The following is a 14,247-nucleotide window of genomic DNA, read 5'->3' on the forward strand; positions in this document are numbered from 1 at the left end:
CTGACTGCCCGTCAGGTCATTGACCGACGGACTGGCTCAGACGCAGCTGGTGCAGGTAGTGCATGTGGCGCTCGTACTGCTCGAGCAGGTCATTGATGACCTGGTCCTTGCTGTAACCCATCAGGTCGTAGGACTGACCGCCTTCCTTGAGGAAGACTTCGGCTCGACAGTAGTCCTCTTCATCCCCCTCATCTTCCTGGTCCAGATTGAGGTCGGGACGCAGGTGGGAACGAATGCGCACACCGTAGATGAAGTCATCTTCCTCACCGTGACGTGCATTGAAGTAGACGCGATCACGGCTGGTGGTGACGTCGACTTCCAGCCCCTGGCTGCGCAGTTCTTCGGCCAGCTCCTGCATGCCTTCCGCGACGGTGCCGCGCAGGAATCCACGAACCATGGCGCGCGTCGGGAAGCTCATCAGGTGCTGGGCACGCTTGCGCCAGTTGCCTTTCTCGCCCATCGGTGTCGCGGCGGCAGTGTTCACCGACAGCGAGCGCCGCTTGACAGACTCGAGATTGAGCTGGCGCAGCAAGCCGAAGATCGCGGCCAGCAGAATCATGCCGAACGGCAAGGCCGTGGCGATGGTGGCGGTCTGAAGCGCACCCAGTCCACCGGCCAGCATCAGCACGATGGCCAGAAGACCTACCGCGAAGGCCCAGTAGATACGCTGCCAAGTCGGAGTGTCTTCACGACCGCCGGAGGCCAGCATGTCAACGACCATCGAGCCGGAATCCGCCGAGGTGACGAAGAACACGATCACCATCACCAGCGCGATCACCGAGGTGATGGACGACAGCGGCAGCTGCTCGAGGAAGGTGAACAGGGCCAGCGAATAGTTGTCGTTGACGGTGTCGACCAGCGCCGTGACGTTCTGCTCCAGAATCATCGAGATGGCGGTGTTGCCGAAGATGGTCATCCACAGCAGGGTGAAACCGGCCGGCACGAACAACACGCCGATCACGAATTCACGGATGGTACGACCACGCGAGACACGCGCGATGAACATGCCGACGAACGGCGACCAGGACATCCACCAGCCCCAGTAGAGCAGCGTCCAGCCACCGATCCAATCGTTGGGTTCGTAGGCGTAGAGCTCGAAGGTCTTGCCGACGATATCCGCCATGTAGAAGCCGGAATTCTGGACGAACGCCTTGAGCAGGAAGGCGGTCGGGCCGAGCAGCAGCACGAACAGCAACAGCACCACGGCCAGGCCGAGGTTGATCTCGGACAGGATGCGGATGCCCTTGTCCAGGCCGGTCACGACCGAGATGGTGGCAAGGCCGGTGATCACGACGATGATCGCGACTTGGGTCCAGTCGTTGTTCGGCATGCCGGTCAGGTGCGAGAGCCCGGCATTGACCTGTGCCACGCCGTAGCCCAGCGTAGTGGCGACGCCACAGACGGTGCCGACGATGGCGAAAATGTCCACCGCATGGCCGATCGGGCCGTAGATGCGCTTGCCGATCAGGGGATACAAGGCACTGCGCAGCGTCAGCGGCAGGTCATGGCGATAGCTGAAGTAGGCCAGAATCAGCGCGACGATGGCGTAGATCGACCAGGCATGCAGCCCCCAGTGGAAGAAGGTCAGCTTCATCGCTTCTCGTGCGGTCTCGACCTGTTCCGGGGTACCCGTCGGCGGATTGAGGAAGTGCATCACCGGCTCGGCCACGCCGAAGAACATCAGGCCGATGCCCATGCCCGCCGAGAACAGCATCGCGAACCAGGTGACGTTGCTGTAGTCCGGCAATGAGTGGTCCGGCCCCAGGCGAATCTCGCCATGGCGTGAGAAGCCGACATACACCACCGAAATCAGCACGATGGCGACACACAGGATGTAGAACCAGCTTGCCGTGTTGGTGATCCAGCTCTGAACCGCTTCGAATATCGACATAGCGGTACCGGAAAAGGCCGCCGTGAAGATGACCAGCATCAATACGATGGCATTGGCACCGAAGAAGACCGGTGGGTTGACCTTGGCAAACAGGCCGGAGCGCGGCGCGTCACTGGCAGATTCGCCACCGCCCGCTGCAGGAGTATTGCGCATGAGGATTTCCTTGTGAGTGTACTGCAAGGCAGTCATGACCGGTGTCGACGCCTTGCTGGCACACGACACTATAATGAAAAAAAATAATCAAATCGCTTGGAAATAATATCATCTAATAACTAAGCAGCCAATATCTTGTCCAACTACCGTCCAACTTCTCGCCACGCTCTTGGCGCACAATGCCATTTGTTTTCTTGATGCTTGCACGCTGGCCTCCAACACCATCAGCACACTCAATTGCCATGCTGTCTACACAGGAGTAAACGCATGAGTCGCAATCGTCATTCCGGCAAGGCCCCCCCCTACGCTATCTCGCGCTTGCTCTCGCCCTGTTGAGTGCCCTGCCGGCCACGTCTGCTATGGCCGGACCAGGGCATGGGCGTTTCGATGGTCCGGGCTACATAGGCCCCGACATCATGATCGGGCATGGTAAGCCCGGTCGGCTGATTCGCTGGGTACCGGGTGGCCCGGGGCACGGTCATGGCCTGCCCGCAGGGGCGCGTGGTGTCTGGGTGGGCGCTACGCTGTATTTCCTGGCGGCAGGCACCTATTACCTGTGGGAAGAGAGCCAGCAGCAGTATCTGCCGGTCCAGGCCCCCCGCTCAGGCGACACTCACGGCCGCAGCGGTCGATGTCATCGCCTACCCCACCAAGGGCCAGAGCCAAGACAAGCAAGCGCGTGATCGCTATGAGTGCCATCGCTGGGCCAATCAGCAGAGTGGCGCCAAAGCCAATTCCGCGGCGCCGCCCATGACCGCCAGCAACGCAGACACCTATCGCCGCGCGCTGAGTGCCTGCTTCACTGGTCGCGGTTACAGCGTGCAATAGTCTGCTTGAGCCATGAGCATGAAAAAGCCCCGCCAGTTCGCGATGATCGCGGCCGGCGGGGCTTTCTTGTGTCTATTGTCGGCTTGCTGTTGTCTGATTTGACTGCCTGCGGGATTTGCTCCTCGTGGCGATCAGCCGCGCCGCTTCTGGTGCCGTTCGCGGTTGTTGTCACGCGCCGCGCGGGATTTGCGCAACATCACCAGCGTCGCCCCCAACCCACCATGGCGCGGCGTGGCACTGCTCCAGGCCTGCACCTCGGGCATCTGCTCCAGCCAGTGCACCAGGTAGGCACGAATCAAGGCGGCATGCGATTCGCTGTCACGCCCCTTGCCATGAATCACCAGCAGGCAGCGCAACTCGCTGCGCCAGGCATCCTGAATGAAGCGATGCACCTCACGGCGACACTCGATGAGCGGACGACGCATCAGATTGAGCTGCGCCTCAGGTGGGTAGCCGCCCTGGCGCAAGCGCTCCAGCACACCGGTCTGGATGCCATCGCGGCGAAACTCGACCGGGTCGTGCGGCGAGAGATGCTCCACGTAGCTGTCGGACAGCCCGTCCAGCTCGTTGCCCACGGCCTTCTGTGCGTCTTCACGCCGTGCCAGCTGAGCCTCGCTGGGGCCCTTGCGGACAGTGGTGACATCGGCGCGGTCCTTGCCGCGCGTCAGGGGAGCAACGCCTTGCATCTCACGACTGAACAGATCATCCGCCTCGGCACTGCTCAACTCACGGGCATGCGCCGCCGACATCATTGCAGGGGAAAAACGTGACATGGCACCCTCCAGTCTTCACCAGGACGTGTCAATTACGTGGAGCGCGCAGCCAAGGTCGACAAACGACGACGCCCCGAGACAGAGCATGCCTCGGGGCGTCGGTTCAGCTCAAGTCGCTGACGTGATTTCTTGCGTCATCACGCATCAAGGGCGGATCAATGCCCGGTCTTGAGCTGCTCCCAGTACTTCTGATAGATCGACAGCGCATCGCCGACATCGGTCTGGAATTCGCCGCGGGCGAGATCCTGCTGAGTCGGGAAGACCACCGGGTTGTCACGCACTTCCGGGTCCATCATGTTCTTGGCCGCCAGGCTCGGCGTGGTGTAACCCACGTACTCGCTGATTTCCTTGCTGACTTCCGGGCTGATCAGGTAATCGATGAACTGATAGGCCGCATCGACGTGACGCGCGTTGGACGGAATCGCCATGGTGTCCATCCACAGGATGATGCCTTCCTCGGGATAGACATACTCGACCGGCACGCCTTCCTGGTTGGCCTGATAGACCTCACCGTTCCAGATCAGGCCGGCATCGACCTCGCCCTGCATGAAGGGCACGCGCGCCGCATCGGAGTTGAAGGCGCGCACGTTGGGCATCAACTGGGTCAGCTTCTCATAAGCCGCCTTGATCTCGTCCGGGTCCGTGGTGTTGCCACTGAAGCCGAGGCTTGCCAGCGCGACATGGAAGACTTCGCGCATGTCATTGGAGAGCAGCAGCTTGTCACGATACTTGTCGTTCCACAGATCGTTCCAGCTGGTCAGCGCGCCCTCTTCGACATAGTCCGGGTTGTAACCGATACCGGCACTGCCCCACATGTAAGGCACGCTGTACTGGTTGCCCTTGTCGAAGTCACGATCGACCAGGTTGGGGTCGAGGTCCTCGAAATGATCGAGCTTGCTGACATCCAGCTTCTGCAGCAGGCCTTCACGCGCCATCTTGTCGATATAGTAGGTTGACGGGAAGACGAGGTCGTAGCTGTTGTCGCTGTTCAGCAGCTTGAGCTTGGCGTACATCGCTTCGTTGGAATCGAAGGTGGAATAGACGACATCGATACCGGTCTGCTCTTCGAAGCGCTCGATGACCTCATCGGGCATGTACTCGGTCCAGTTGTAGACGTAGAGGACCTTGTCGCTGTCATCCGCAGCCAGTACGGGGGCGGATGTGGCCACGGAAGCCAGGCTGACGGCAGCCATCAGGCCAGCGGCGCGCAGCGGGAAACGGGTACCTTGCATGTTATTTTTTCTCCTTGAGCAACAACTGTGAAATCAACAGCAGACAGAGCGACAGCCCCAACAGCAGGGTTGCCAATGCATTCACTTCAGGTTTGAGCCCCAGTCGCACCATCGAGTAGATCCGCAATGGCAGCACCTCGAACGTCGGCCCGGTGACGAAGGTCGAGATCACCACATCATCCAGCGACAGGGTAAAGCTCAGCAGCCAGCCGGAAGCGATCGCCGGCATCAGCGCCGGTACCAGCACGTGCCAGACGGCGCGGGCTTCACTGGCGCCGAGATCACGCGCCGCTTCCAGCAACTGCGGGTTGATGCCCGTCAGGCGGGAATAGACGGTGATCACCACGAACGGCAGACAGAAGGTGGCGTGCGAGACCAGCAGCGAGAAATAGCCCAGCTGGATCCCCAACGCAATGAACAGCGCCAGGAAGGCGATCGCCATCACGATGTCCGGCATCATCATCACCGTGAACAGCATGCCATTGAGCAGTGGCTTGCCACGGAAGCGATAGCGATAAAGCGCGGTGGCCGTCAGAGTGCCGATCAGGGTCGCCAGCGTCGCCGCCGTCACCCCGAGCCACAGCGTATTGAGCGCAGCCTCCATCAGATTGCCATTGCCCAGCAACTTGTCGTACCAACGCAGGCTGAAGCCGCCCCACACGAAGGGGTTGCGTGAATCATTGAACGAGATGCCGATCAATACCAGGATCGGCACATACAACAGCGTGAAGATCAGCGTCAGATAACAGCGGCTGAACCAACGCAGCGCGGCGCTCGCCTTCATAGGGTCACCTCACGCTTGAAGAGCTTGACGCTGCGGTAATAGGCCAGCAGCAGGAATGCCATCGCCAGCGTCAGCATCACGCTGATCGCTGCGCCGAAGGTCCAGTTGTTGGCCTCCAGGAACTGGCCCTTGATGATGTTGCCGATCAGCGGATGGCGTGAGCCGCCCAGCAGGTCCGAGACATAGAACATGCCCATCGCCGGCAGGAACACCAGCAACACGCCCGCGATGATGCCTGGCATGGTCAGTGGCAGCACGATATGTCGGAAGGTGGCCAGGCCATTGGCGCCCAGGTCGCGGGCCGCCTCCAGCGTCGGGCGACTCAATTGCTCGAAGACGGCGTACAGCGGCAGGATCATGAACGGCAGCAGCATGTAGACCAGTCCCACGATCACCGCCTCCTCGGTATACAGCAGGCGCAGCGGCGCATCGATCAGGCCAAGATTCATCAGCACATCGTTGAGCAGCCCGCGCGTCGCGATCAGCGTGCGCAGGGCGTAGATGCGGATCAGCGAGTTGGTCCAGAACGGAATGATCACCAACAGCAACAGCAAGGGCTGCAGGCGCGGGCTGGCCCGTGAGATCATCCACGCGAAGGGATAACCGAGCAGCAGGCAGATCAGCGTCGTGATCAGGCCGATCCACAGCGAGTGGCCAAAGACGCTCAGGTACACAGGGCTGATCATCTGACCATAGTTGGTCAGAAAGCCCTGCCACAGCGTGCTCAGCGACAGCTCACCGCCCAGCAGCTGTCCGGTGTTTTCCGGCATCAGACTGACCAGCACCACCAACAGCGTCGGGGCCAGTACCAGCACGATCAGCCAGCCCCAGATGACGGCCAGGGTGGCGGTCTTGAAGGGGTTGCGTACCAGACTCATGCACCCGCCTCCGTCACGGCTGGCTCATCATCGGGCAGAATGATTTCCCAGTCCGGCACCCAGCTGACGCGCACGCGCTCGCCGAGGCGGTAATCGAAGTCAGGGTCATCTTCGTCGAAGAATTCGCTGGCCAACAACTGCTGACCGCTGTCGAGCTCCAGTACCGTATCCAGCGTCATGCCCTTGTAGTTGCGCTCGATGACACGCGCCGGGAAGCCTTCGCTGTCCTCGGCGCCCTTGAGTCGCATGTCTTCCGGGCGCAACAGCACTTGCACCGCCTCTCCGCCCTGATAAGTGCGGCCATGGCTACTGAGCTCCAGCGTCTGACCGAGCAGCGTTAGCTCGATGCGTCCGGCGGACGCCGCGGGGCGCACGACCTGCGCCGCCAGCTGGTTGATCTCACCGACGAAGCGCGCCACGAACAGCGTGCTCGGGGACTCATAGACCTCACGCGGCGTACCGATCTGCTCGATGCCGCCTTCGCGCATCACCACCACGCGATCGGACATCGACAACGCCTCTTCCTGATCGTGGGTGACAAACACGAAGGTGATGCCCAGGCGACGCTGCAGACGCTTGAGCTCGTTCTGCATCTGCTTGCGCAGCTTGTAATCCAGCGCCGACAGCGGCTCATCCAGCAGCAGGACGCGGGGGCGCTTGACCACGGCTCGGGCAATCGCGACGCGCTGCTGCTGCCCGCCTGAGAGCTGGTCCGGGCGGCGGTCCGACAGATGGGCCAGTTGCACCATCTCGAGTGCTTCGCGCACCCGCTCATGAATCTCGGCCTTGGCGACCTTTTCCATGCGCAGCCCGAAGGCCACGTTGTCGTAGAGATTCATATGCGGAAACAGCGCATAGCTCTGGAAGACGGTATTGACCGGACGCTGATGAGCGGGACGCTCATGCAAGACCGTCGACTCGAGCGTGATGGTGCCGACATCCGGCGATTCGAAGCCGGCGATCATTCTCAGCACGGTGGTCTTGCCGCAACCGGATGGGCCCAGCAGCGTGACGAACTCACCATCGTTCAAATCCAGGTCAAGGCTGTCCAACACCTTGCGATTACCAAAGGTCTTGGCAATGCCACGTAGCTTGACCAGCGGGGTCTTCTCAGGAGCAGAGCTTTTCATCGGCGAGTTGTCACCTCCAGCGGGCACCGCGAACAGCGCCCTCATGCATGTCAGGCGCGCCAGGGACTGGCACGCCACATCGTCAATTCCATCGTGCCTTCCCACCGGCGGACTGCCAACTCTCGCCTCGTCTCTCCGTTCGTTTTGACGCTGGCGCAAAGATCGCATCAACCTGCGAGCAAGACGCCGTCGCCAGCCTGGCATGCCAACCTTTCACTTGCGTGTCTGATCGGCGAGCAGCCGCCAGCTGACCTGACTCGCCCATTTCTCCCCCACACCTCGCTCATACCTCACCCGGGCTCTTCAGCGTACAAGCCGAATTGCGGCAAGTCTGGCGTGCGATTCCGGTTCATGCGCGAGAGACAATAGGCAAAGGAAAAGGCCCGAACAGTTGTCGGGCCTTTTCCTTGGCGTCAATCACTGGTGCCCGCCTGAGGCGTCATCGATTTCGGCATCGGGGCAACAGCGTCGGCATTGGCATCCGCCTCCCCCGTCGGGGTGAGCAGACGGCACAGGGTGCGCATTCTGCCCATTCGGCATCAGACTGTCACCTTGCAATCACGTCCCAGTGCAGCTCAGGAAGTCGCAAGCTGCGGATCTTTCAGTTCTTTTTCCTCTTGAGGCGCGGCCTCATCACCCACTTCGCCGACACTGGGCAGCACCTCGACCAGACCACAGGTCATGCGCTCCTTCTCGGCGGCACGTGCACGTGCCAGCGCTTCACGCAGGGGTTCCAGACGCGGATGCGGCGCTTCGCCCGCCTCTCCGGCCGGCAATTCCCACGGCAAGGCGTGCGCCATCTCCCACAGCGAGTAATGTCTGAGATCACGCCCGAGCACCCATTGGCCATCCTGGGTCTGACTGGCAATGTTCTCGGCAATCAGCGGCTTGAGCACACGCCGATAACGACTGCCCAGCACCTCCGTGAGGCGGTCATCGGACAGCGGCTCACCGCGCTCATGGGCATCCTTGAGCAGCATCACGGCGCCGAGGGTCTGCCAGAACGGCGGCCAGCGATGCCAGTCAGCGTTGGAGCGCTCGCCCATCCAGGCCGCGACTTCCGCCCCCAGCAGCACGATGCACCAGGACAGGAACACCCACAGCAGGAAGAGCGGCACGGCCGCGAAGGCGCCATAGATGGCCTGATAGGACGGGAAATGCGTCACATAAAGCGAAAATCCCGCCTTGGCCAACTCCAGCGCCAGCGCCGTGGTCAGCGCGCCGACCGCGGCGTCACGCAGGCGAACCTTGCAGTTGGGCACCGCAGCATAAATGAAGGTGAAGGCCGCAGCGCTCAACAGCGGCGGCAACAGACGCAGCAGCAGGGCCTTGCCGCCCAGCATCTCGGCGGCCGAGTCGAAGAAGGACAGCGAAGTCAGAAAGGACGACAGCAAAAAGCCCGAGCCCAGCATCAGCGGCCCCAGCGTCAGGACGGCCCAGTACATCAGAAAGCTCGACAGGCCCTTGCGCCCTTCCGGCACCTGCCAGATGGCATTGAAGGCACCTTCGATGGTGATCATCATCATCACCGAGGTCACGAACAGGAAGATCAGCCCCACCGAGGTCAGATTGCGCGCCTGTCCGGAGAACTCGTTGAGATACTCGAGCACCGTAGCGCCGGTCGAGGGCAGAAACTGGGAGAACACCGTCGTCTGCAGCTGATCGCCCACGCCGTCGAAACTAGGAATGACGGCGAACATGGCATAGATGACCGTCATCAGCGGCACGATGGCGAACAGCGTTGTATAGGTCAGTGCTGACGCGGTCTTCTTGCCGTCGTGATAGTTGAAACGTGATACCAGCTTGAGGATGACGCCGATGGCGGGCATGACCCGCGAGATCCCTGGCAGTTGTGGCATTCTTGTGCGCCCCTCTACAATGCGTGCCTGATTCATTCGCCACCGCCGGCCATGGCCAGTAGCGCTTGCGTGAAATCCATCACCTGTCCGGAAACGGAGACAGTCATGTCAATATTGAAACTCTACCATAACCCACGCTGCTCCAAGTCACGGGAAACACTGGCGCTTTTGACCGCACGCCTCGAGGGCGATGCCTTCGAGACCGTCCGCTATCTGGATAATCCCCTTGATCGTGAGCAGCTCGAGGCCCTGGCCGCCCGAGTGGAAGGCGGCGCGCGGGCTCTGACCCGTGAGAACGAAGCCGAGTGGAAGGCACTGGGCCTTGTCGACCCCAGCGATGCGCAACGCCTTGACGCGATTGCCGCAACGCCGAAATTGATGCAGCGGCCGATTCTCGATGATGGCACGCGCGCCGTCATCGGTCGCCCGCCCGAAGATGTGCTGGTGCTGTTGAGCGACGCCTGATCCCCTGAGGACAGGGTATGCTCACGCAAGCGCCGCGCTTGCCCCTTTCGATAGATTGTCATCCACCTGAGGAAGCCCATGTCCGCAACGACCCCCGACGCGACGCCGTACGTCCTCGTCCTCTATTACTCGCGCCATGGTGCGACCCGTACGCTGGCCGAGCAGATCGCCGCCGGTATCGAGTCCATCAGCGGTGTCGAGGCACGCCTGCGCCGGGTGCCCGAGATCTCGGCCACCTGCGAGCAGACCGAGCCGGAAATCCCCGACAGCGGGGCCATGTATGTCGAGCTGGACGACCTGCGTCACTGTGCGGGCCTCGCGCTGGGCAGCCCGACCCGCTTCGGCAACATGGCGGCGCCGCTCAAGTACTTCCTGGACGCCACCAGTGAGCTGTGGATGAACGGCGCCTTGATCGACAAGCCTGCCACCGCCTTCAGTGCCTCAAGCTCTCTGCATGGCGGTCAGGAAACCACGCTGATCACCATGCTGATCCCGCTGCTGCATCATGGCATGGTGTATGCCGGTGTGCCCTACAGCGCCACCGAGTTGCTCGAGACCACCCAGGGCGGTACGCCCTACGGCACGACCCACGTCAGCGGCAAGCGTGGCGACAACGATGTCGATGACAACGAACAGCGCCTGGCACTGGCGCAAGGCAAGCGTATCGCTCGCCTGGCCCTTGCCATGCAACCTCTCAGGGAGACGAAATAGATGCGTGCCTGGCTTGAACGACTGGAACGTGAGCAGGGCCTCGACGCGCTCGAAGCCAAGAGTCGTCGGGGTGTGATCACAAGTTTTGCGGCCGTCGCCCTGCTGCTGCTGATCGGCGGCATTCAGCTGATGGCGCAGAGCGAGAACAGCGGACTGCTGCCGCTGTTGATCCGCCTGCTGCCCATCGCACTGTTTCTGCCCGCCATCTTCACCCGCCGGGCACGTGGTCATGTCTGGCTGGCGTTCGTCAGCCTGCTCTACATCATGCAGGGCGTGATGCTGGCCGGTGTGCCTGGCCACGCCGTCATCGGGGTATTGGAAGCACTGGCGGCGCTGGGGCTGTTCATTTCCAGCATGGCTTACGCCCGTTTCCGCTCGCGCAACCTCAAGCGCCAGCCGCAGGCCTGATCAAGCCCTGACCTCTCCATTGCCCGCCCTTCTCGTCGCGCCTTGTTCGACTAGAATAGCCGTCCAGAACAGGCGACTAGAATAGCCGTAAAATAGCCGACGAGAATGGCGGGTATCGGTTTGCACCTTCCCACGGCGGCTTGCCGCCTTCCCCACTGCTACCCACCTTTTATTCCAGCATGTCTCCTCAAACCATCACGCGCCGCCCATGCTGAGTCGGCGTCCGCGAGTTGACCACAGCGAGGCTTTGCCATGATCGGCCTGATAACACACTTGTCTTGACCGCTCGTGGCGGCGCTCTTGCGTATTGGCATGCTTGAGGGCGAAAGGGAGAGAAAAGTCAGAGCGAATGCATGAGTGAAAGCGCGCAGAGCTTACGGCAACTGTGCCCCCTGCCAGATGGCCAGAACGGCAATGCCGATCGCCAACCCCAGTGCGAGCCGCCTGTGTGGCCGTGAAGATGGCACTGGCTCGCCCTCATCCACTACCGATTCATCGCGCCTGAAATGCTTGCGGCCATGCACCATCGCCCAGGTCAGCCACTCACCGCGCAGGCCATGCCAGACGATGGCCATCAGATGCAGGGCGATCAGCCCCCATACCAGCATGATATTGGTGTTAGGTGGCCATGGCCTGGCGACTCACGGTAAATCAATCCGCCTTGGCGCCATGAGACATGTGAAATATCAGCAGTGGTGCGCTGATTCAGCATTTTCCACTGCCAGCTGCCACCTTGGCAGCATCGCCTGACGCTTGATGACATTATATGCTGCATGGATTGTCTGCGGCTTGCCGGGACTCGGCCTCTCGAAGGCCCCCTGCTTGTGTCGCCCGTCTTCATGCGCAGAACGGAACTCTCGCCATGTCACCGCCATCCACGGCCAGTACCTCGCACGCCTACCGGGACGATACCACCTGTCCGGGCTCGTCTCCCCCGCAGCCAGTCAGCAGTCGCCATCTATGGCAACAGGCACTCAACCAGACCCTGCCGGTGATGTTCGGCTATATCCCGCTTGGCGCTGCCTTCGGTGTGCTGTTCACACAGCTGCCGTTGAGCCCATGGCTGGGCCTTATCATGTCACTGGTCATCCTGGCCGGGGCCGGCCAGTTCCTGGCGGTGGCCTTGCTTGGTGCAGGCGCCGGCATCACCGAGGTCTTCGTGGCCACGCTGCTGCTCAATTCGCGCCACCTCTTCTACGGCCTGTCGTTGCTGGAGCGCTTCCGCGCGGCGGGCCTTGGCAAGCTCTACCTCATCTTCGGGCTGACCGATGAAACCTACTCGCTGCTGGCCAGCCTGCCACGCAGCGGCGAACGCGATGATCCCGTGGCGCGCCGTGATGACCAGCGCCTGATGTTGCGCATCACCTTCCTCAACCAATCCTGGTGGGTACTGGGGACGCTGCTGGGTCTGGCTGCCGGACAGCTCAGCTTTGACAGCAGCGGCATCGAGTTCGCGTTGACGGCGCTGTTCGTGGTGCTGGGCATCGAACAGTGGTTCGCCCTGCGTGAGCGCTGGCCCTTCATGCTGGGTCTGCTGGTCACGCTCGCTGGCCTGTGGCTGCTGCCAGAAGACCAACTGTTGCTGGGCAGCATCGCGACTGCCTGCGCTCTCCTGCTCGGGCAGTATCATTACCAACGAGGCAAACAACAGCCACACGTCACGCCAGCCCCGCGTAACGATCATCCCCCACACGGCACGTCTGGCGCTCGCCAGACTGAGCACAACCAAGCCTCGGAGCACACCACCCCATGACGACCCTGCAGGCCTTGCTATTGATCGCCGTGTCAGCCGGCGCGACCTTCGCCACGCGCGCGCTGCCCTTCGTGTTCCTGTCCCGCCATTCAGCCCATCCGCTGATTCTGCATATGGGCCGCTATCTGCCGGCCATCGTCATGGTCGTGCTGATCATTGTCTCGCTGTCGGCCATGCAACTGCCTGACATGTCTGAATCCGCGGACCGTATCTCGGCCTGGCGGAGTTGGCTCGAGAGTGCCGAGGGCGCCGGCATGCTGGTCGCGGCCCTCTGCGTAGCGGGACTGCATCTGTGGCGACGCAATGCGCTGCTCTCGATTGCCGTCGGCACCGGGCTTTACATGGCATGGCTGCAGCTGGGCAGCGTCTGAGGCTTGCGATCCAGCACGTGAGCGGTCACAGTCATGTCATTACATGAGCAATTCATCAAGGGAGCCCACCATGAACCGCGATATCGCCGATGTGCGCAGAACCTATTCCGGTGATGGCCTGAGCCTTGCGAATACACCGCTGGAGCCCTTCGAGCTGTTTCAGGAGTGGTTGACCAGTGCCCTGTCCGCCGATGACAACGACGCCAATGTCATGACGCTCTCCACCGTCGACAGCCAGGGCAAGCCGCATGCTCGCATCGTGCTGCTCAAGGGCTGCGACAGTGAAGGCTTCATCTTCTATACCAACTATCAGAGCCACAAGGGCAGCGAACTGGCCAATGTGCCCTTCGCCGCACTGACCTTCTGGTGGCCCGCGCTGGAGCGCCAGGTGCGCATCGAAGGCAGCGTCGAGAAGGTCGCGGATGCCACCTCCGATCAGTACTTCGCCTCACGCCCCAAGGAGAGCCAGCTGGGCGCCTGGGTCTCGCAGCAGAGTGTCGAGATCCCCGATCGCGAATGGCTCAGCGAGCGTCAGGGTCGCTTCGAGCAGGTCTATGCCACCACCGAGGTACCGCGTCCGGAGCATTGGGGCGGCTACCGCGTGATGCCGGAGATGATCGAATTCTGGCAGGGTCAGCCCTCGCGCCTGCACGATCGCGTGCGCTACCAGCGCCTGGACACCGAAGACGGCGAATGGCACAAGCAGCTGCTGGCGCCCTGACCTGCTAGCCAGTCCATGCCGATAGCCACTCTGCGCCAACACAGCGCTCTTCTCGAGGCTCCGCTCATGCGGGGCCTCTTGCGTTGCCGCTCGGGTTGTCGCAAGAGTGCCGTTACTGCTATCGCCTGCGCTATTCCTTGAGAGCCCACGGTGCAGATTCACGCGGTCAGCGGCTTGCCCTCGCCGAGCACAAACCGGACAATGGCCGCCCTTTCGGCCTCTCGAATGCCAGACTGCCTGCGCCCTCCACGGTGCCTCAGGCATGGCCTACGATGCCAGACACGCTCAAA

General features: G+C 61.8%; 14 protein-coding genes. 6 read left to right on the forward strand and 8 right to left on the reverse strand.

Going from position 1 to position 14,247, the window contains the following annotated elements:
- Positions 1-16 precede the first annotated feature (16 nt).
- The 7 genes from QQF40_RS07440 to QQF40_RS07470 all read right to left on the reverse strand — a co-directional run bounded on the left by QQF40_RS07440 (position 17) and on the right by QQF40_RS07470 (position 9,528).
- Positions 17-2,044, reverse strand: coding sequence for a BCCT family transporter (locus QQF40_RS07440; RefSeq protein WP_285460875.1), 2,028 nt, complete (start codon positions 2,042-2,044; stop codon positions 17-19).
- 959 nt (positions 2,045-3,003) lie between these two features.
- The gene (gene smrA, locus QQF40_RS07445; protein ID WP_253063693.1) at positions 3,004-3,645 is read right to left on the reverse strand and encodes a DNA endonuclease SmrA; all 642 of its coding nucleotides are present in this window, start codon (positions 3,643-3,645) and stop codon (positions 3,004-3,006) included.
- A 155-nt stretch (positions 3,646-3,800) separates the two neighbouring features.
- Positions 3,801-4,877, reverse strand: a complete 1,077-nt coding sequence (locus tag QQF40_RS07450; protein WP_285460876.1) for an ABC transporter substrate-binding protein — start codon at positions 4,875-4,877, stop codon at positions 3,801-3,803.
- Between the two features lies 1 nt (position 4,878).
- Entirely contained in the window at positions 4,879-5,661 is a 783-nt protein-coding gene (gene potC, locus QQF40_RS07455) for a spermidine/putrescine ABC transporter permease PotC (protein WP_043333579.1), read from the reverse strand.
- The gene (gene potB, locus QQF40_RS07460) at positions 5,658-6,539 is read right to left on the reverse strand and encodes a spermidine/putrescine ABC transporter permease PotB (protein ID WP_285460877.1); all 882 of its coding nucleotides are present in this window, start codon (positions 6,537-6,539) and stop codon (positions 5,658-5,660) included. The genes potC and potB overlap by 4 nt, the downstream gene beginning before the upstream one ends.
- Positions 6,536-7,669 carry a spermidine/putrescine ABC transporter ATP-binding protein PotA gene (gene potA / locus QQF40_RS07465; RefSeq protein WP_285460878.1) on the reverse strand — a complete coding sequence of 378 codons (1,134 nt, stop codon included), beginning with the start codon at positions 7,667-7,669 and terminating at the stop codon, positions 6,536-6,538. Before potA ends, potB begins: the two co-directional genes overlap by 4 nt.
- A gap of 575 nt (positions 7,670-8,244) precedes the next feature.
- Complete coding sequence (locus QQF40_RS07470; protein ID WP_285460879.1) at positions 8,245-9,528, reverse strand: YihY family inner membrane protein; 1,284 nt, start codon at positions 9,526-9,528, stop codon at positions 8,245-8,247.
- A 105-nt stretch (positions 9,529-9,633) separates the two neighbouring features.
- Here QQF40_RS07470 and QQF40_RS07475 point away from each other — a divergent pair, with 105 nt between their 5' ends.
- From QQF40_RS07475 to QQF40_RS07485, 3 genes are all read left to right on the forward strand, one after another.
- Complete coding sequence (locus tag QQF40_RS07475; protein ID WP_285460880.1) at positions 9,634-9,993, forward strand: arsenate reductase family protein; 360 nt, start codon at positions 9,634-9,636, stop codon at positions 9,991-9,993.
- A gap of 78 nt (positions 9,994-10,071) precedes the next feature.
- Positions 10,072-10,704 carry an NAD(P)H:quinone oxidoreductase gene (gene wrbA, locus QQF40_RS07480; protein WP_285460881.1) on the forward strand — a complete coding sequence of 211 codons (633 nt, stop codon included), beginning with the start codon at positions 10,072-10,074 and terminating at the stop codon, positions 10,702-10,704.
- Positions 10,705-11,112 (forward strand): DUF2069 domain-containing protein, encoded by a 408-nt coding sequence (locus tag QQF40_RS07485; protein WP_285460882.1) that lies wholly within the window; start codon positions 10,705-10,707, stop codon positions 11,110-11,112.
- 374 nt (positions 11,113-11,486) lie between these two features.
- Here QQF40_RS07485 and QQF40_RS07490 read toward each other — a convergent pair whose 3' ends face one another.
- Positions 11,487-11,720 (reverse strand): hypothetical protein, encoded by a 234-nt coding sequence (locus QQF40_RS07490; RefSeq protein WP_285460883.1) that lies wholly within the window; start codon positions 11,718-11,720, stop codon positions 11,487-11,489.
- 254 nt (positions 11,721-11,974) lie between these two features.
- Between QQF40_RS07490 and QQF40_RS07495 the strand changes: the two genes are divergently transcribed.
- From QQF40_RS07495 to pdxH, 3 genes are all read left to right on the forward strand, one after another.
- Positions 11,975-12,865, forward strand: coding sequence for an AzlC family ABC transporter permease (locus QQF40_RS07495; RefSeq protein WP_285460884.1), 891 nt, complete (start codon positions 11,975-11,977; stop codon positions 12,863-12,865).
- Positions 12,862-13,236: a branched-chain amino acid transporter permease gene (locus tag QQF40_RS07500; RefSeq protein WP_285460885.1), complete on the forward strand. Its 375-nt coding sequence runs from the start codon at positions 12,862-12,864 to the stop codon at positions 13,234-13,236. The genes QQF40_RS07495 and QQF40_RS07500 overlap by 4 nt, the downstream gene beginning before the upstream one ends.
- Before the next feature lie 70 nt (positions 13,237-13,306).
- Positions 13,307-13,957 carry a pyridoxamine 5'-phosphate oxidase gene (gene pdxH, locus QQF40_RS07505; RefSeq protein WP_285460886.1) on the forward strand — a complete coding sequence of 217 codons (651 nt, stop codon included), beginning with the start codon at positions 13,307-13,309 and terminating at the stop codon, positions 13,955-13,957.
- Positions 13,958-14,247: the final 290 nt, after the last annotated feature.

The organism is Cobetia sp. LC6 (assembly GCF_030264805.1).
Lineage (GTDB): Bacteria > Pseudomonadota > Gammaproteobacteria > Pseudomonadales > Halomonadaceae > Cobetia.

Coding starts and splice junctions, on each gene's coding strand:
- QQF40_RS07495 (WP_285460884.1), top strand. CDS start 11,975: ATGTCACCGCCATCCACGGCCAGTACCTCGCACGCCTACCGGGACGAT.
- potB (WP_285460877.1), bottom strand. CDS start 6,539: ATGAGTCTGGTACGCAACCCCTTCAAGACCGCCACCCTGGCCGTCATC.
- pdxH (WP_285460886.1), top strand. CDS start 13,307: ATGAACCGCGATATCGCCGATGTGCGCAGAACCTATTCCGGTGATGGC.
- QQF40_RS07490 (WP_285460883.1), bottom strand. CDS start 11,720: ATGCTGGTATGGGGGCTGATCGCCCTGCATCTGATGGCCATCGTCTGG.
- QQF40_RS07450 (WP_285460876.1), bottom strand. CDS start 4,877: ATGCAAGGTACCCGTTTCCCGCTGCGCGCCGCTGGCCTGATGGCTGCC.
- wrbA (WP_285460881.1), top strand. CDS start 10,072: ATGTCCGCAACGACCCCCGACGCGACGCCGTACGTCCTCGTCCTCTAT.
- QQF40_RS07485 (WP_285460882.1), top strand. CDS start 10,705: ATGCGTGCCTGGCTTGAACGACTGGAACGTGAGCAGGGCCTCGACGCG.
- QQF40_RS07500 (WP_285460885.1), top strand. CDS start 12,862: ATGACGACCCTGCAGGCCTTGCTATTGATCGCCGTGTCAGCCGGCGCG.
- QQF40_RS07475 (WP_285460880.1), top strand. CDS start 9,634: ATGTCAATATTGAAACTCTACCATAACCCACGCTGCTCCAAGTCACGG.
- potC (WP_043333579.1), bottom strand. CDS start 5,661: ATGAAGGCGAGCGCCGCGCTGCGTTGGTTCAGCCGCTGTTATCTGACG.
- QQF40_RS07470 (WP_285460879.1), bottom strand. CDS start 9,528: ATGCCACAACTGCCAGGGATCTCGCGGGTCATGCCCGCCATCGGCGTC.
- potA (WP_285460878.1), bottom strand. CDS start 7,669: ATGAAAAGCTCTGCTCCTGAGAAGACCCCGCTGGTCAAGCTACGTGGC.
- QQF40_RS07440 (WP_285460875.1), bottom strand. CDS start 2,044: ATGCGCAATACTCCTGCAGCGGGCGGTGGCGAATCTGCCAGTGACGCG.
- smrA (WP_253063693.1), bottom strand. CDS start 3,645: ATGTCACGTTTTTCCCCTGCAATGATGTCGGCGGCGCATGCCCGTGAG.